This window comes from Thiorhodococcus mannitoliphagus, assembly GCF_010915725.1.
In the GTDB taxonomy this organism is placed as follows: Bacteria; Pseudomonadota; Gammaproteobacteria; order Chromatiales; family Chromatiaceae; genus Thiorhodococcus; species Thiorhodococcus mannitoliphagus.
Genome location: NZ_JAAIJR010000009.1, coordinates 1 through 18,778, shown reverse-complemented (window position 1 = coordinate 18,778; position 18,778 = coordinate 1). Strand labels below are relative to the sequence as shown.

Genomic DNA, 18,778 nt, shown 5'->3' with positions numbered 1-18,778 from the left:
CAGAGCCTACAGCCTATCGAAACCAACCGGCCGAGTTCACCTGTGGCGCCCGCCCTAGTCGAACTCAGACCTGAGACCGCAACACAGCCGCAGACAACGCCTCATGCCATTGCGAATCCACCGGCGCGAACTGAGGACGCTGGAGAGGCTTCGATGAGTCCTCAGCATTCGGCGTTGGCGCAGCAACATGAGAAGCCCATCGAACAAATGCCTGCGCATCTAGCAGAGGCGGTCAACTCGAAACCTCGCACGCTGGAACCATCGAACGAGGGGGCGGATCGCGACCGGCTTAAGACCATACCCGGCGAGTCGAAGCCCGTAACAACCGTCTCGGAGACCGCGCCTGCAACTGAAGGCCCCCTCTGGGTGTTGCCTGCCGCAGTCGCGCCACCAGATAGGTCGGGGAGGGACACCGCGTCCGCCGATGCCCCTGCAAGAGATACCGCCGGCTCGCACTATCGTTGGCAGGTGCAGGTGCTTGCTGGGCGCTCCCTGGCAAAGGTAAAGGAAGATCGTCGCCTGTTCATCGAGCGCTATTCGGATATCCTAGATGGGCGCAACTTATCGATCAGCCAATCGGACTACGGAGACGCGCGCGATGGGTTCTACCGCCTGCGCGTCCTCGACTGGGCTGATCCTGCCAAGGCGACCGAGTGGTGCGAGCGACTCAGCGTACAAGGCCAAGCATGCTTGGTCATTCGCGTCGGAAATGATGGAGTTCAAGAAGAAAAGGCTCCATTCCTGAAGACCCCATGATTCACAGCTAAGCGGCACCATGCGTACTCTCTGCGTCACCTCCGGCAAGGGTGGAGTCGGCAAGACAACCTTATCCGTGAATCTCGGTATCGCCATGGCGCGAGCAGGCCGCCGCGTCTTACTCCTCGACGGTGATCTTGGCCTGGCAAACCTCAACGTCATGCTAGGCGTCATCCCTAGATTCACGATCCAGGATGTCGTGCGCGGCCAGAAGACACTGGATCAGATCGTCATTCAAACCTCCTATGGAATTAGCCTTGCTGCAGGTGCAACAGGTATCGCGGAGCTTGCGGACTTGGGCGAGGAAGAGCGCGAGAATGTCATCCGCGGGCTGGAGGGCTTGCGTGGCTACGACGTATTGATCATCGATACGGGAGCGGGAATCGGTGACAACGTTGTGCGCTTTGTGTTAGCCGCGGATGACGTTTTGATCGTTACAACCCCCCACCCGACTGCGCTGACCGACGCCTACGGCATCATCAAGACGGTACTCACGCATGAGTCGAGAGCCATCAAGCTAATCGTCAACTCAGTCACCTCAATCCGCGACGCCCGCAGCGCTGCGGATCGACTAACTGGAGTGACAAGCAAGTTTCTAAACGGCACGCTCGAGTGCATAGGCTACATTCCCTTCGATAGCTTGGTCGAAAAGAGCATCATGAAGCAGCAGCCGCACCTTGTTCTTCATCCTACGTCGACCAGCGCACAGCGCATGCAAGAGGCCGCCATGCGCCTCATCGGCGGTCAGGTGGCGGATTCCAAACCTGGCCTCGGCCGCTTCCTGCAAAAGCTGCTCGGCCAATGAGTTCGGCGGAAACTGCTGCGGAAGACAGCAGGGGAGCCGAACTGAATGAAAGCCGAAGCGAAGTGGCCGTGCCAAAATAGCGTCATACGCTCAGTCAGTGGAGACGTTGTGGTCCGCATCTCACCGAACAACCACTGCCGTAGCGTATCCGCCTTCTGTCGCCGCTCCTTGTGGCGTGCCTGCCGTTCTGCCGGTGCCAAGTCACTTTCGCCGACTTGCGATGAGATGATCCACGCAGCCTCGCTTGACGCGCGAAAATCGGCTTTACTCAGATTAGCTTACGCTGGTCCAACGTCCGGCGCAGTCGCTGCCAATTCGCTCGGATATCGTCCGCCAGATGCGCGAGTTCTCCTTGCCGCTCTGAACTCGACAACCAGACGTAGGCGCTCTGAATCTGATCCGGAAGGGTACGAGCCGCAAGCTCGGCCTGGAGCATCTCTGTCTGCTTCAGCAGACTGAGCCGGTGCTCAATCTCCGACAACTCCTCCGGACTGCAGTTTGATCGCAGCGCATCAGTTACCGTGAAATCAGGAGAACCTATTAAGCCTAGGACTTCCCGCTGTTTTTTTTCGCCATCCGGAGATACCGTCAAGCGGCAGACCTCTATGCCCTCATCCCGAAAACGAAAGTGAGCCAAGCGCTATTTCTCCCTCAATGCTTTCATCAAAATCTCGAAGACGGGCCCAGCCAGGTACCTGAGGAACGGCCGCTCGCCGGTCTTGATCGCGACGTCAGCCGGCATGCCTGGGATGAGAGAAAGTCCGTTTTCACTCAAGACATTGAGCCCCTCATCACTGATACTGACCTCGGCCATGTAATATTGGAAGTCCTTGTTCGGATCAGTCAATGCGTCTGCGGATACCTTAACCACCTGACCAGGAATGATTTGAGTGTCAATACGCGTAAAGGCACCGAATCGAATATCTGCCGGCAGACCAATTTGTACTTCGTCGATGTCTGTCGGAGAGACCATCGCCTCGATGACGTACTGCTTATCCGTAGGGACGATTTCCATCAACGTATCGCCAGGCGCAACGACTTCTCCGATGGTCGTGACTTCAAGACCGGTGACAACGCCAGCGACAGGTGAGCGAATGAGTGTGCGCTGGAGCGTGTCTTTTAGGCTGGCGATTCGCGTCGAATATTCCGCGATGGCCTGCTCGGTCTCACGCGACTCCGTTTCCACTTCTTTTTGAAAGTCGAAATCGGTCTGCAGCAGCTGCGCCTCAGCCTCATTGATCTTGACCCGGGAACTGTCAATCTCCGATTCGTACGAAAACAGATCATCTTCCGTTTCGGCGCGAGACCGCTCCATGCTTGAGATCCGCGTGTTCTCCACAAGCTTTCTCGCATACAAGGTCCGCAGATTTGCTAACTCGGCATCATAAGACTCCAAGCGCTGCCTGGCTGTCTCGACACGATTCTGCATCCCCTTGATCCGTGACTGATACTCTAGAATCGTCTTTTCGAGGATGCTCTTTCCGTTCTCGCGAACATTGCGCCGGGAAACAAAGAGGCTTGTTTGCCGCCTCATCAGCTGCTTGATCTCCGCATCATCCCTGGCCAAACGCTCAAGGTCTTCGGGGAAGTCGATGTCCGTCGTGCCGGAACGCTCAGCAGCCAGCCTCGCATCGGCGGCTCGATAGCCGGCGAGCAGAAGCTCCGTTGACCTAAGTTCAGTGCGCGCTCGAACGTCGCCCAGCGCTAGCAGTACCTGACCGACCGTGACGGTTTCGCCCTCAGCGACGCGAATCTCATCAATGATGCCGCCTTCTAGATGCTGTATCTGTTTACTGTGATCTTCGACGCGAACACTGCCAACCGCGATGACCGCACTTGCCAGAGGCGCATAAACCGCCCAGCCGACCATGCCAAAGACGAAGACTAAGAGAGCCAGGTAGCCTAAACCTTTGTAGGCCCAGGCATCTTTGGGAACACTCGGCAGCTCCACGTTCGGCAGTTCGAAATCCTCGCCCAGCGGTGCCTCACGGGTCGTCGTCAGCGCGCCTTGGTTCATGATGGATTCGACTCCTGTGAAGGTTCCGCGACGCGAATTGGTCTCCAGCGGCTGATGACCTTGTCCGCATCGTAGGCATCGTCGTAAGGTTCAACCGTCAGTTTAGGTGGGTCACGGGTGAGCCTGGGTGTTGTTAACTTAGTATCGCCGGCGGACGCTAACGTCGGACCAGAAAGGACGACACCAGCTTGTCCTTCCGCCGAGTTTCCGGCATACGCAGCGTAAAAGGCTTCTCGCGCGCCAAAAAAGCGGACTTGTCCGTTTGCGAGCACGAGCACCTGATCGGCCTTGGAAAGAATGGTGCGCCGATGACTAATGAAGACGATGGACGAGCCCGCACGCTTCAGCTCCTCAATCGCAAACATCAGTGCCGCATGCCCTTCTTCGTCTAAGTTGGAATTTGGCTCATCCATGATCACGAACCTCGGATAATCATAGAGCGCCCGAGCAAGCCCAATGCGCTGACGCTGACCCGCAGACAACATGATGCCGCCAGGTCCAATCTCGGTCAGATATCCCTTCCCTAGATTGAGGATCATACTGTGAACACCGGCCAACTTGGCTGCGGCGACAATCTTCTCTGACCGGACACGCCCAAAGCGGGCGATATTGTCAGCAATGGTGCCAGAGAACAGCTGAATATCCTGCGGTAAGTACCCGACGTATCGGCCAAACTGCAGCGGATCCCAGTGTCGAACATCGGCCCCATCGAAGCGCACCTTTCCCGAAAGCACCGGCCAAAGTCCCAGCATGACCCGTGCGAGCGTCGTCTTACCTGAGCCGCTTGCACCCAGTATCGCCAGCGTCTCTCCAGGTCTGACCGAAAGGCTGACGCCGCGGAGAATAGGCGGATCCCCGCTGCCCCGTTGCCCTCCACTCCCAGCGACCACAGCTTCGACGCGAATTTCGCCCTCAGGTTCAGGCAAGCGAATCTGGCGCTGGCGAGGTGGATACTGCTCTAGCATCTCACCGAGCCGTCGATAGGCGAGACGCCCCTCCATCAGTTGAGGCCAACTACTGATCAGGCTCTGCAAGGGGCTAAGGGCACGACCAGTCAAGATCATTGCAGCTATGAGCAGACCAGGCGACAACTCTAACTGCAAGATGAGATAAGCGGCGACTGCGACAACACCAATGCGGGCAGAGCTTCGTACAGTATTCGCAGCAGTCCCGTAAATACTGCCTAAGTCACTCCCTCGCGTTTGCTCCACCCCCTGTGCGAGATGGCTTTGCAGCCATCGCAAGCGCAGGGACTCCAACATACCCATGGATTGCACAGCATCTGCATTACGCAAACTCGTCAGCAGAAAATCGCTGGATTTTCGCCCCTGCTGCTGCCCCTCACGAATGGCATTGCGGCTGGCGGCGCTATTGAGCACCAAGAGCACACCATTGACCACACCAAAACCCAATGCCGTTATACCAATTAAGGGATGAATAATATAGAGTGCAAAAAAGAACAGAGGAATAAAAGGGGCATCCATCAAAGCAAGCATTGCATTGCCGCTAATCAGTTTGCGCACAGTCAATAGATCTTCGACAGGCTGAAGTGATGTCCGCGTGGGTTGCTCAAGTGCAATGCGAAACACCATCTCGAAGACACGTGGCCCAAGCTTGTCATCGAGGCGGTTCGCCAAACGAGTCATCAAGCGCACACGCGCGAACATCATGACACCGAGCAGAATCACGACGAAACCCGTAAGGGCCGTCAACGCATAGAGCGTCGGCTCACTGCGACTACTCAACACCCTGTCCATGACTTGCATCGTATAAACGACAGGAGCTAGTGCCCCAAGAGCGATTAAGAATGAGAATAGCCACACGGCCCCCATGCCACGCATAACGTCTTTACGCGCTAGACGCAACTCGTTCATTCCCTTCGTTTTCATGGAAAAAGCTCACTCGTTCTTAGCCATGGATATCCGGCTAGGATACAGACAGGAATAATACAATTACGCGAATGGGGAATCGAACTAAACATAAGAAAAAGGTGCGAGAGACTTGCATTCACATGATGTGAACACTATGGGCCGCCATATCATGCTTCGCTAATATTGGCTCGCGTAGCGGTGTCCGTTTGTAGGGATATTTTGTTGGCTCGAAGAGGAACCGCGTAATAGCACTCGCCCCAAGACGTCTTCAAGCGCTCACTCTTGAGCCTGAGTGATGTTGCATGCTAAAAACACGTGAACGCATCGTGGCGAAAACATGCGCACTCCCCAACACTCAGCCCCTTTTGATAGAAAGGATTCAGCAAGCAGTGCTGCCACAGGACAATATCAGCAGAGGGTGATGTGTGCACGCCACCCGCAACCTCGCGAAATACATCGCACCATCAGGAAGGCGGACTCCCGCTCGGACTGAAGCCGAGGCCTGCCTCTCGAGCGCCATCGCATACCCGCCGAACAAGCCTCGTTACCGGGCTGTATCTTATTTAGGAAGGTCGATTTTACCAGCCGATTGAGGCTAATCCGTAACCGACAAGGCCGGGGAGGAGCACGCTGCGAGGCGGGTACGACCCAAAATGGCGCATCGAGCCTATCTGTCACGCGATTTGCTTGGTGAGTTCCTGTCAGCAGTCCTCCCACTTGCCTCTGGCGCGCGTGAGCCGCAGGGCAAGCATGGCGTCGGCATGGCTCGGCGCGCCAGGGCGCTTGGGGCGTTGGTGGGCCAAATCAGGATGGGCCCTCTCAAACTCCGTTGCGCCGACTTTGCCCAGCCCCCAGTCCAGCGGATGCTGGACGACAAGGATAACGTGACGAAGTTAGCAATAGGTTAGGAACTGTACATCGGAGCCAGTATCCGCTACTCTTCTGCGAAACGTCGGCATCGTTCGGTTTAGTCGGCAGACGGTAGCATCGAGTTTAGTCGTTCAGAATCGGGGGGGGAGAGTGAAGTGGGAGATATCTACGCTGACCAGACCAGGGATAACATCGACACTAACCCTGATCTCGCACCGAAAGCCAAAGCCATATTGAACGACCTGATTGATGAAGCGGTCGACGATGATGGAATGCTCTCTGTCCACGGATACTACGCAGGCGAGTCCAACACTCCGCCGCCTGATGGCACGGATATTCTGGCTGTTTATGGAGGAGCGGAAGACCAGATTGTGCTGAATGCGGAAGACCTGGCGAACGGGGTCGCCGTAGATGCTAGCAACGCAGAGTCCGGCATTTTCGTCGATCTGAGCCCCGATGATCCTGACGCCTCACCCGACGCGAACAGTGTCATCTACGGATCGGACTATGACGATACGGTTATCGGCGGCGACGAGGACCTCTTGGCCGTGCTAGACGGCGGAGACGATACTGTCGTCACGGGTAATGGCGATGAGACACTCTTCATGGGCTCCGGGGACGACATCGTCCGCATCAACGGCGGAGGAACGGACTACGTAGACGGCGGCGAAGGAAATGACACCTTGACGCTGTCCGGCACCTCCGACGACTGGACCTCGGAAACCGATGAGGGCACCGGGGAAGTTACCTACACGAACGCGGCTACCGGGCAAACCGTAACAGTGGTCAACGTGGAACAGATCAACTACGGGGACGAGTTGGGCAAGCAGCTTGACGTCGACGATACCGTCGACGATCTTGATCCAGAAGACTTCTGAGTTCCGCGCCAACTCGCCCCTGAGATCTGGGCGGCCTTCTTAGGCCGCCCTCATCGTTTGTATGAACCCTGCGATAGACTCGCGCGACCCTGTGAATGTCACAGTTCCTGCAACATCTCCGCCAAGAGAGTCGCGCGCATCCCGCCCGAGCAATCCGCTGGCTCGACCTTGCTACAGGGGCCTTTCCGGGCAGGCAGGGGATCGCCGTCCTGCGCGCCTCGACTGCGCTGCGCGCTGGTCAGCCGGCACTCGCTGTGGTGCGATTCTTGGCCGCGATTCAACGCCACCCTGGCCACAAACAGCTCTCCCAAGGACTGGCGAGGGCGTTTGAACAAAGCGGCCGCCCAGAGTTCGCCCTTGAGCAGTGGCTAGCCCTGGCAAGCGAGGATCCGCGTCAGGCCAGCGCCTTAGGGCACACTTGGATACTTTTGGAGAAGCTCGGGCTCTCTGCCTTGCCCAGCTCTCAGAGCCTAGCCAAGGCCGAGTTCCTGCACTTGCGGTCACACAACCGCCGGGCCCTTCGTCGGGCATCACGGTCGCTGGGGGAGGCCCGCCAAATCTTGGGAGCCGCATGGATCGAAGGGACTCAACTCAAAGGCTGGGCCTATGACAGCGTTTTCCCAACACATGCGCCCGAGATCAAGATCTACTCCAACGGGCGGCTCAGCAGCACCCTGATTCCTTCAGAACGATTCCCCCTCGGCCGAGCCTTCTCCCACAGCCTCCCGGACATACCTGGACGCGAGGGGCTCATGATCGACGTATTCGCTGCAGATCACACCCGGTTGTCCGGAGCCCCTATGCGCTACGGGCCTCCGCCGCCGCCGCCCAAGTGTCGCGCGCCAACCGGCTCTCCCTCACGACGATCTGGGGGCGTCAACCTCGTGATCCCGGTGTATCGTGGGCATGAACTTGCGGCGCGATGCATCGATTCCGTACTCACCAGCAAAGCCGCGAACAGCACAGCATTCCGCCTAGTCCTCGTAAACGACTGCTCGCCCGAGCCCGAGATAAAACCCTGGCTAAGGGCGGTCGCGCATAATGCGCAGGGCGTGTACTTGCAGACCCAACGCAACCTCGGCTTCATTGGCGCGATCAACTTCGCGATGGATGTCTGCAGAGGGCGCGACATGGTCTGGCTCAACTCAGACACCATCGTCTACGGCGACTGGCTCGATCGCCTCAGCGCGGCCGCATGGTCCGATCCGGATGTCGCAACAGCCACGCCGTTGTCGAACAACGCCCAACTGTTCAGCTACCCGCAGCCAATGACGGCCAACCCGTTCCCGAACGCTCAAAAAACGGCATTGCTGCATCGCCTTGCCGCGCTGGCGAACGATCGAGCCTATGAGGAAGTCCCGACAGCCATCGGGTTCTGCATGTATCTCAAGGCGGAGGCGCTGAGTGCCGCCGGGCGTCTCGACGACCGAGCTTATCTCTTAGGCTACGCAGAAGAAATCGACTACTGCTTTAGGCTGGCCAGCGCGGGATGGCGACACCTCTGCGCCACAGACGTGTTCGTCGCGCATAAAGGCGGCGCTTCCTTCCAGCTCGATAAAGCGAGGCTGAGCAAAGACAACGATCTTGTTATTCAAGAACGCTATCCAGCCCAACGGTTAGAGGCCGGGGTCTTCCAGCGCCGGGACCCGCTATTCAAAGCCCGCGCGCGCCTGGAAAGGCTGTGGCTCGCGGACAATCTCGACTGGGACGGACTTTTCTTGCTCTCCGAACGCGCAGCCAACCGTTACTTCACCTATGACCTGCTGCTGAGACGCCAACGCTCAGGCTGCCGAGACCTGCAGGTCCGCCACATCGAAAGTCGTCACGGACCCTCCGTAAGGCTCGAGGGTGCATTGGAGACACCCCCGCACAATCTCAGCTTCCAACTGCCCGAACAGCGCGCAGAACTCGTCCAAACCCTGCTCTCACTCAATCTGTCGGAGACGACGACGATACTGCACGATCGCGCCTGTCCGGCACTCTTCCTAGACATCCTGGCGAGCAAGTCAGAGGCATTCGATCTCATCTGTCTTGACGACTCTCTGGAAGACAATGCTTACTTGAGGGCGCCTTTACCAGTGAATCACGTTCGGCGCGCCCACAGCCGCTACCGTATCGCCCGCTGGCTTCGCAGCAGCGGCCATCGTGGCACTGCGCCCAATCAGACCCAACTCCTCCCGCTCGACACGCGAATCGACAATCTCTGGGCTCCGATCGAGGCACCAGAGGGGCCGGCATGGGTCGCGGTCTGGAGCCAAGAGATCAGTGCATCAGAGCAGCAGCGGCTCATTGAGCTGGTCCGGATTCGCCAAACTACAATCCGATGGCTCTTGGTGGGACAGGTGTACGATGAAGCCGCATTCCTATCGACAGGCCAATGCGAATGTCTATCTAACCCATCCCCTTCGACCTTGTTACAGCATCTCGCCTGGATCGGGTGTCGCTGTATTCTGCATCCAAGCCGATCTCCAGGGCCAGATCCAAGCGCATTCTTGGCCAGTCGGCGTTTGATGATACCCTATGTGGGAATCAGGGCCGCCGACGGCCTAGCCTATCTTACTGAACCGATGACGTATGGCGTTGCGATCAACGCAAGCTCAGAAGCGCTTTTGAGTGTCATCGCTGAGGCACTGACAGAAGGAACAGAACAGGGCCCATGAGCACCCCTCCCCCGACCCATGGGCTCAGAGGCGAACTCAGGGCACCCTACGGTAACTTGATCCACGGCTGGGCCTGGAGCACCACGGCACCAAAACGGCGTTGGTGGGTTGAGATCCTCCTCGAAGATCTCGCACTTGCCGTCGTTGAGGCGCGGCTGCACTACCCCGGGCTTGCAGCGGCCGGAATCGGTGACGGCTGCCATGGTTTCTGCTTCGCCCTCCCCGAAAGCCTGCTTGGTGATCGGGGACGAATCAGCGCACGAATCGCGAATACGGATCGATCGCTGCCTGGGACTTACCACTTGGGCGGCCCCATTGATCCGGCCAAAGCCCCCTTGCCCAGTTCCCTGCCGCTGGATGGCGAACTCGTCGTTTCAGACGGCGGCCTTCATATTCATGGTTGGGTGAATGACCCGAGCCGAGAAGACCAACCGGTAACGATCGTCTTCTACCAAGAGCGCGAAGAGCTTTGCCGAACAGTCACAGACGCAGATCAACGCTTCGCCGCGGCGCTCCCCCTGACCCTTGCCGACGGCAAAGAGCACCAGGTCAAAGTGCTCGCCAACGACCGCCAAATGCCAGGAAGTCCCGTCAGCGTCTTTTCGCACCGGCGCGGGGTGCAGCATCTGTTTCATGGGATCATCGACCGCATCGGGTCTGGGATCCCCTTGAGCAACCTGACAGCCGAGATCACGGTCATGGATCGGCTGCTCCACGAATCGGAACTCCGACTGCCACAGGGCCTAAGCTTCGCTGACTACCCAGCCTGGTTTGACGCCTTCGAATCTCAAGAGCAGCCGCTCACAACTCCCGGCACCCCCTTCCTCGTACTAATCCGGCATGGCCAGGAGCTTGGGCGGACGCTCAACAGCCTGGTCAATCAAACGCACGCCCACTGGCGAGCGCGCGTCATCGGCGCTCCAGCCGGAGTAACCCTATCCGATGACCCACGGATCAGCGCCGAAACGACAGAGTTCGCATGCATTGATGCCGACGCTCCCGCTGAAGATACACTTGTCACCTTCGTCGAAGCAGGAGATCATCTTCCTCCGCATGCCCTAGCCTGGGTTGCGCAGAGCTTTTCAGCAGGCGGCATAGATGCCCTTTACACCGACTGCGATCATGACGGTCCAAACGGCGAGCGCACAGCCCCCTGGCTCAAGCCAAGCTGGGACTTCGAACTCTTTCAATCCGTCGACTACACCCATCACCTCTTCGTCGTCCGAGCCGCCTGTTTGAATGGCGCGAAGCTGAATCGCCTTACTGACCTGCCGTTCATCGCCGCGGAGGCACTGCTAACAAGATCGCCACCTTCTCGCCCATGGCATCTGCCGCGCGTGCTCTACCATCGCCGCCACACAGCCACCTTCGGCCCAAAAATGAGCGAACGCAGACGCCAGCGTGTGCAAAGCCTTCTTGAGACCATCTACACCAATCGCACGCTTGAGGTGCTGCCCCATCAAAGCGGAGACCCATCGCTTCGATACGTCCGATGGCCTGCCGATAACTCTCCCAAGGTCAGCATACTCATACCGACCCGCGACCGGCTGGATCTCCTCCGAGCATGTGTCGAAAGCCTGCTCTCACACACCGACTACCCCGATTTTGAGGTCCTGATCCTCGACAACGACTCCCGGGAGACCGAAACGCTAGACTGGTTGAAACAGCTCTCCCAGGAACCGCGCTGCCGAGTTATTCCCTGCCCAGGTGCCTTCAATTACTCGCGGATCAACAACCTGGGAGTCGCGGCAAGCGAGGGCGAGCTGCTCTGCCTCCTCAATAACGACACCTTGGTGCCGGAAACTTCTGCGCATTGGCTAAAGGAGATGGTCAGTCGCCTACAGCAGCCGGACGTTGGCGCCGTCGGCGCAAAGCTGATCTGGCAAAACCATATGGTCCAGCACGCCGGAGTCGTTCTTGGCGTCGGAGGAATCGCCGGCCATATCGGGAACACCTGGATGGACAGGGATTCCGGCTACCGTCATCTAAACCAATTGCCGCACGCATCCTCCGCAGTCACCGCAGCCTGTCTGCTCACCCCCAAGCCCCTCTATCTCGAGCTTGGCGGGTTGGATGCCAATGCTTATCCGGTCGCCTTCAATGACGTTGACTACTGCCTTCGCGTCCAAGAAGTCGGACAGCGGGTGCTGTGGACGCCATTCGCAACGCTCTACCACCTTGAGTCACAGAGCCGCGGACTCGATCACGCCATCCCAGAAAAGCAGGCGCGCGCCCGACGCGAGATCGCCATGCTGCACCGACGCTGGGGCGCCCGGATCGCCGCAGACCCCTACTACCATCCGAGCCTGTCCCTCTACGCCCGCCAGTCGCCATTCGAGGGACTCGCGTTACCGCCCCGCGACCGCAAGCCCCGCTGAAACAAGACATGTTGCAGTTCTTTCCCAACCGGCTTGGAGCTACCTCGCCATCGCTGACCGAGCCATCACCGATCTCGTCACACTTATCGAGACACGAAGTCGCATGCTTGTTTTCAGACTGAACGAGAAGGACATCGAGGTCGGTCGCGCAAAGACCGACGAACCCGAGAGCCATGAGCCCCTAGGCTACATCCGCAGGCTCAGTGAAGGCGGTTACACCATGACGGCGGACCTGCGAGAGTCATGCAGCACCAAAGACCTCGAAGCGCTCAAGGGATGGATCGGAAAACTGAGTGCCTTTGACCGCGACACGGAGGCGCTGGAAGACGCCATCACCTCACTCCGGCTGCCTCAGACACTTGCCACTGCCGAGCGCTGGCTGGCCACGACCGATCACCCCGAGGCCAGCTACATTGCGCTGCGAATCACCGCTGCGATGCAGGCACTGGAAGCCTTCCTGGATGCCGAAGCCCCTGTCAGAATCGAGGCTGCGGCAACACAAACGGCGTCGGTGCCCGAGGTGAAGGGCTGCATCGACAAAGTCACCCCGCGGTTAATCACAGGTTGGGCGATGCAGATGGGGACGGAGCAGCCCTGCGAGATCCAAGTGCGCATCAATGATGATCGCGTGCTCAAAATTCTGGCTGATTACATGCGGCCAGACATCCTGGAGCACGGGCTTCATCCGACTGGTAACTGCGGATTCCGACTCGAGCTATCATCGGACGAGGCACTCGCCCCCGGGGATCAAGTCCGAGCCTATGCCGGCCCGAGTGGAACCGAGCTTAGGAACAGTCCCTCCCACTGCAAAGGGCCCAGCCAAGCGACCTGAGCATCCTCGTATTCGCCTGCGACAAGAACCGAAGCATATTATGCCAACCGATTTTTCTAACTTAGAAAGTGACCATCAACAACCTCCCCCCTTTCGCAAAGGGGGGCCAGGGGGGAATGGCGCTAACTTAACGGCGCTCCCATTATAGATCGGAGACTTACAGAAGCACCGCCATGGAAGAGTCTGTCGTCCCGCCCTGGTTTCGGCCGGTTTCGACCCGAGAAGGCACCTGAAACGCCGCTGGTTGGCAGCCTCGGGCGTCGCTAAGCTGCTAATCTATATTGGTGTCCTGCTTAAGTTAGCGCCATTCGGGCCAGGGGGGGATTTCGGGCAGGATCGCTCGCATCGAGAAACTTAGGAATAGTCCCTCCCACGGCAAAGGGCCCAGACAAGCGACCTGAGCATCCTCGTATTCGCCTGCGACAAGAACCAAAGCATATTATGCCAACCGATTTTTCTAACTTAGAAAGTGACCATCAACAACCTCCCCCTTTCGCAAAGGGGGCCAGGGGGGATTTCGGGCGGGATCGCTCGCACCGAGAAACAATTGATGGACGCGTTCTTAGGTCAGCTGAATGAAAACTGCTGAGACGCGCCGCCTAGACCCGCCCCAGTCGGCTCGTCCTCTCGTGCGGCTCATTCTGCATATTGGACTCCATAAGACCGCCACGACAAGCATTCAAAACGATCTTGCAAACAACCCCAGGACTATTGAAAATCATCAAACATATTTTCCAACGTTCGACGTCAATGGTGTCATCCATAGTAATCATTCGCATGCACTTTATAGTTTTTTCTGTGACAGCCCGACCGACTACGTTCTAAACCGCAACGCGCGATTAACGACAGACGAAATCGTTGCGCAAAATGCATCAACGCGCAATCAGCTCGATACTTGGATTAACAAAATCAAAGTACTCCAGAATCCTACACTCATCTTGTCAGGTGAAGACTTATCTTTTATGCGTGCAAGCGAGATCCAACGGTTGCATAGGTTCTTCCTAGAGCATCCGGTAGCGGATTTCGAGATCAGGGCGATAGCCTTCACTCGGCATACCGTGACATTCTGCTCAAGTGCGGTGCAGGAACGTATCAAGGGCGGCGCGACTTTCAACGCAGCCGTGTCACAATTCGTTGGGGATTCTTCGCAGCTCTTTCGATCACGCCTCGAGCCTTGGCTCGCGGAGTTCGGCGATGCCGTTTCAATCTACCCCTACGAGCAAGCTGTGGATTTCCAAACCGGCCCCCTTGGTTTCTTCCTGAATCGCATCGGGGCTCCCGACGCCCTCGCGAAGTCGGTAAACTGCTCAAAGCTAAACGAAAGCCTATCTACCGAGTGCGTGCGCTTGCTCTCGAGGCTGAATCAAATGGCCGGAAGGAGGCAGCTCGCCGGTGGTGAAGACGGCTACATCAAGATCAAGGCGAAGCTGCAGGGCATCCCCGGACCGAGATATCGGCTTCGTTCCGATATCGCACGCAAGATCTGGAACACCTCATTCAATGATCGTGGCTGGCTGCTCGCGGCTTCTGGCGTCGACTATGCGGAGTTCCCTGAGGAGACTTATGGGCGAGATATCATCCCATGGTCCAACGACGCGTCGATTGAGGCACTCGAAGACATCGTTCGCAAGCTGCCAAAGGCATTGCGCGAGGATGCCATCAACCTCGTCCGCAACGAGGCAATCGCGATTGAGGAAACCAACGTCCATGGCGCCGAGAAGCTCATGACGATTGCACAGCGCTTTCGCCCGAACGGACCGCTCATCAACGACAAGCTCAAAGTCTACAATGATCGTTCCAGCTAATACAATCGAGCGAAGTTTACAAGCCGAATTGATACGCATCTCATGTATTCGTTGACGTTACGAGGGGCGGAGCGCAGTCTACCAACAACGGTGAGGAATTGGTTGGACTTCGCTCTCGCTCGTCCAACCTACCGGTCCAACTGACGATCAAGGCTCAACTCAGCCTTGAATCAAACGATGATCGAGGAATAGACCACCAGACGACGCGTGGCTGAAATCCTGGCCTGTAGAGAAGCAGCATCAAAGGTCAGGAGAGCCACATAGGGTAAGAGCAATCTCGTTACACACATCTCCCTTGGATTCACTAACCTCATGCCAGGCTGCCTCGACATCATCCAAGATAACCACGCGATCGGTTGGGCGTTCGTCACAGACCAACCTGGAACACAAACCGTCATCGAGATACTCGATGGTGAGACCCCGATCGCCAATGGGTGTGCCGACCTTCTTCGCAAGGATCTCGTCGAACAAGGCTTTGGCGATGGACACCATGGCTTCGCCATCCCCCTGCCCGCCAAGACGATGAACGCCCGCCGCCCGTTGCGCGCGCGCATCATGCAATCCGGCGAGTGGCTTGAGGGCGAGCATTTGCCAACAGCGGCCATCACAACTGATCCGCTCGTGGGCAACATTGATGGTATCGTTGATGGCATTGTGTTCGGCTGGGTTAAGCAGACCACGGACAGAGCCTTGCCCTCGGTCGTGGCGCTGCTGGATGACGAGGAAATCGCCAGCGGGGACATCACTGCCCCTCGTCCAGACATCGTTCAACAAGGCATGGCCGATGCCGCCCACGGCTATCGTGTCGATCTCAAGCGCTGGCTCCTATCCCAAGGCGATCACGGTAAGTCCATCCGCATCATTCATCGCGACAGCGGCAAGGATCTCGCTGGAAGTCCCCTGAACCCAATGGAAGTCCGAGGCTGGGGCCATGTCGCCGATTGCGACGGGATCGACCTCCTCGGTTGGGCGACGCTCTCCGGTCCAAGCGAGACAACCGCCAAGGTTGAGCTTTGGATCGATGGCGAGAAAGTGCTGGAACAGGAGGCCGACCTCCAGCGCAAGGATTTCGCAAGCGTTCGACTCCAACACACGCGATGCGGCTTTGCGCTCAGCGTTCCAGGTCCATACCTCGACGGCGAACCCCACACCCTGGTCGTGCGTCATAAGGCAACGGGCGACATCCTCGCCAATGGTGAACAGCGGTTCATCGCGACCCTGCGTCATGGCATCACATACGCTAACAACAGCATCATTGTCGGCTGGATGTTTATCGAGGAATCGCCATTCAAACAGATCAGGGTCGAGGCCTGGGAACAGGGACGGCGCATCGCCTCCGCTCAAGCGAATGACACGCATCCAATCCCGCCAGATGGCAAAAAGCGCAAAGACACAGATAAAATTAGGCGGGTAGGATTGACACTCCACTTACCGTCGGCCATGCAAAACAGCCAAGCCAGGCGGATTCGACTCACGATCGCCGGCACACGCCAGTCCGCAACGGGAAAGGACATCCTGATTGGCGCACGGGCTGAAATCATGCGTGTCGCCGAGCGCGCGGCGCAACTCGACCCCGATTTACGCTGGTGGATCCATGACTACATACAACAGCTTCGTCAGAGGGAAACGCCCGACGGAAGCCTCTATAAAGAGGTTCCAGCCGCGCCGGATGCGCCGTCCGAGCGGACACTGGATGTCATCATTCCAGTCTACAAGGGCCGCCGGGAAACGCTCGATTGCATTCGAAGTCTCCTCGAATGCGGCGATCCATGGCCACATGACATCATCCTCATCAACGACGCCAGTCCGGACCCGGAACTGAGCGCCGATCTGCGTCGTCTCACCGAGGCTCATCCCGGCATCACCCTGTTGGAACACACCCGAAATCAAGGATTCGTCGCCAGCGTCAATCGTGGCATGGCCCTGCACCCGGAGCGCGATGTCATCCTGCTCAACGCGGATACCTGTCTGCCCACCGCCGACTGGCTCAGCCGACTGCGACATGCCGCCCATGCCGACGAACGGATCGCGACCGTCACGCCCTTTTCCAACCGCGCCACTATCTGCTCGCTCCCCCGCCCGCAGGAGGATAACGACCTGCCGAAAGACATGACGGTCACGGATCTGGATCGGCTGTGCGCCGACGCCAACCCCGGTCTCCAGATCGACATCCCCACCGCCATCGGCTTCTGCATGTTCATCAAGCGCCAGGCGCTGGATGAGGTGGGATACTTCGACGAAGCGCGCTGGGGCATGGGCTATGGTGAGGAAAACGACTTCTGTCTCAAGGCATCGGCGATCGGCTGGCGGCATGTCGCCGCCTGCGATGTCTTCGTCCAACATCATGGCGCCGTCTCCTTTCAGGACGAGAAACAGGCCCGGATACGGGACAACCTCGGCCTGTTGACTGCCCTCTACCCCGATTACGCCGAGCGTGTCGCCCGCTTCATCCGCCGCGACCCACTGGCCAGCGCGCGCGCGCGCATCGTCCTACCCTTGATGCGACAGTCCGCGCGGCACCATGTCCTGCACATCACACATGCCTGGGGTGGCGGCGTCCGGCGCCATGTCGATGAACTGATCGAAAAGCGCATGCAACAAGGGGAGGCGGCGCTCATCCTGCGGCCCACCCTTGATGAACGCATCGAACTCATCCAACCCGCAACGGATCTCGCGCTCAGCCTACCCATGCGCGATCTCGACAGCCTATCCGTCCCCTCGCCACAGTCATCATCGGAACTCCTCGACACGCTCCGTCAACTGGGCGTCTCCTCGGTCCGGATGCACCAGTGGATTGGTCTGCCGCTTGGCGTCTGGAACCTTGCCGAGATGCTCGGTGTCCCCTTCGATTACAGCCTGCACGACTACTACGCGGCCTGCCCACGTATCCACCTGCTGGATCATCGGGATCAATTTTGTGAACAGCCATCGCTGGGACGCTGTGACTATTGCGTCACCGCGAAACCGCTCGAACATGCCGTCGCGAACGCCTTCGAACAACTCGGCGGCAGCATGGCCGACTGGCGCGCCTTTCATCAGGCCCGACTCGCAACAGCGCGCCAAATCACCGCGCCATGCCAGGATGCCGCCACGCGCATCAAGCAAGTGTTTCGGCTCGAACGGGTTGAGGTCCGACCACACGATGACAGGGACAAGCTTTTCACCCCCAAACCACTGCCAAAATCCGGCATGGAGCGGCGCGTCGCGGTCATCGGCGCCATCGGACCCAACAAGGGCTACGATCTGCTGGTCGAAACGGCTCAGCGGGCCTACCGGGAGGCGCCGCACCTGCGATTTTTCCTCGTGGGTTACACCATGGACGATACCCCCCTCGACGCCCTTGGGAATGTCCAGATCAGCGGGGAATATCAGCCTGAGAGGCTGCCGGATCTGCTGGCCGACAGCGACTGTCATCTCGCGCTCTTTCTCAGCCCCTGGCCGGAGACCTACAGCTATACGTTGTCCGAAGCATTAGCTGCTGGGCTGACGCCCATCGTGCCGAACCTCGGGGCCTTGGGAGAGCGCGTTAGCGCCTTGCCGGCCGGGTGGGTTCTGCCTTGCCCGATGACATCCAGCCAAGTGATCCAAGCGCTTGTACAATCGGCTAAAGGCGGTAAAGTGAGGACGAGGAAGCCCGCGCGTGGACGACAATCGACGTCGCTATGAGCGTCACGAATGAGGCCATGCTTGAGTTTCGTTCGCTAACCGACTTGAATCATGAGTTTGAGGGCGCTGGAATCCTTCATAAGGCAGGCGTCGGACAAGGGTTCGCCAGTGCACGATGCGGTTATTGCTTGATTGCGGAACTTGGCGTTGATCATCGAACCGTCCAGTCGGTTGAGTCGACACCGTGAATCCTTCAAGGCAAAGCGACGTGGGAGCGGCGCCCCGCCGCGATTGCGCGAC

General features: G+C 58.3%; 12 protein-coding genes. 8 read left to right on the top strand and 4 right to left on the bottom strand.

Features of this window, described 5'->3' with window-relative positions:
* Window positions 1–153: 153 nt before the first annotated feature.
* Window positions 154–756, top strand: coding sequence for an SPOR domain-containing protein (locus G3480_RS03620; protein ID WP_164652313.1), 603 nt, complete (start codon window positions 154–156; stop codon window positions 754–756).
* 19 nt (window positions 757–775) lie between these two features.
* The gene (locus G3480_RS03615; protein WP_164652312.1) at window positions 776–1,561 is read left to right on the top strand and encodes a MinD/ParA family protein; all 786 of its coding nucleotides are present in this window, start codon (window positions 776–778) and stop codon (window positions 1,559–1,561) included.
* On the opposite strand, the gene G3480_RS29410 is transcribed toward G3480_RS03615, so the two are convergent.
* The 4 genes from G3480_RS29410 to G3480_RS03595 form a co-directional block, all read right to left on the bottom strand.
* Complete coding sequence (locus G3480_RS29410; RefSeq protein WP_206171475.1) at window positions 1,501–1,761, bottom strand: DUF1800 family protein; 261 nt, start codon at window positions 1,759–1,761, stop codon at window positions 1,501–1,503. The genes G3480_RS03615 and G3480_RS29410 overlap by 61 nt on opposite strands.
* Before the next feature lie 68 nt (window positions 1,762–1,829).
* Window positions 1,830–2,042: a hypothetical protein gene (locus G3480_RS03605; protein ID WP_164652311.1), complete on the bottom strand. Its 213-nt coding sequence runs from the start codon at window positions 2,040–2,042 to the stop codon at window positions 1,830–1,832.
* 159 nt (window positions 2,043–2,201) lie between these two features.
* The gene (locus G3480_RS03600) at window positions 2,202–3,578 is read right to left on the bottom strand and encodes an HlyD family type I secretion periplasmic adaptor subunit (protein WP_164652310.1); all 1,377 of its coding nucleotides are present in this window, start codon (window positions 3,576–3,578) and stop codon (window positions 2,202–2,204) included.
* A complete protein-coding gene (locus G3480_RS03595) occupies window positions 3,575–5,467 on the bottom strand; it encodes a type I secretion system permease/ATPase (RefSeq protein ID WP_164652309.1) in 1,893 nt (630 codons plus the stop codon). The genes G3480_RS03600 and G3480_RS03595 overlap by 4 nt, the downstream gene beginning before the upstream one ends.
* Before the next feature lie 1,007 nt (window positions 5,468–6,474).
* Between G3480_RS03595 and G3480_RS03590 the strand changes: the two genes are divergently transcribed.
* From G3480_RS03590 to G3480_RS03565, 6 genes are all read left to right on the top strand, one after another.
* The gene (locus G3480_RS03590) at window positions 6,475–7,197 is read left to right on the top strand and encodes a calcium-binding protein (protein ID WP_164652308.1); all 723 of its coding nucleotides are present in this window, start codon (window positions 6,475–6,477) and stop codon (window positions 7,195–7,197) included.
* A 95-nt stretch (window positions 7,198–7,292) separates the two neighbouring features.
* A complete protein-coding gene (locus tag G3480_RS03585; protein WP_164652307.1) occupies window positions 7,293–9,857 on the top strand; it encodes a glycosyltransferase in 2,565 nt (854 codons plus the stop codon).
* Complete coding sequence (locus G3480_RS03580) at window positions 9,854–12,235, top strand: glycosyltransferase family 2 protein (protein ID WP_164652306.1); 2,382 nt, start codon at window positions 9,854–9,856, stop codon at window positions 12,233–12,235. Before G3480_RS03585 ends, G3480_RS03580 begins: the two co-directional genes overlap by 4 nt.
* Window positions 12,236–12,338: 103 nt before the next feature.
* Complete coding sequence (locus G3480_RS03575; protein WP_164652305.1) at window positions 12,339–13,067, top strand: hypothetical protein; 729 nt, start codon at window positions 12,339–12,341, stop codon at window positions 13,065–13,067.
* A 575-nt stretch (window positions 13,068–13,642) separates the two neighbouring features.
* Window positions 13,643–14,872, top strand: a complete 1,230-nt coding sequence (locus G3480_RS03570) for a hypothetical protein (RefSeq protein WP_164652304.1) — start codon at window positions 13,643–13,645, stop codon at window positions 14,870–14,872.
* A 312-nt stretch (window positions 14,873–15,184) separates the two neighbouring features.
* Window positions 15,185–18,538 carry a glycosyltransferase gene (locus G3480_RS03565; protein WP_164652303.1) on the top strand — a complete coding sequence of 1,118 codons (3,354 nt, stop codon included), beginning with the start codon at window positions 15,185–15,187 and terminating at the stop codon, window positions 18,536–18,538.
* Window positions 18,539–18,778 lie beyond the last annotated feature (240 nt).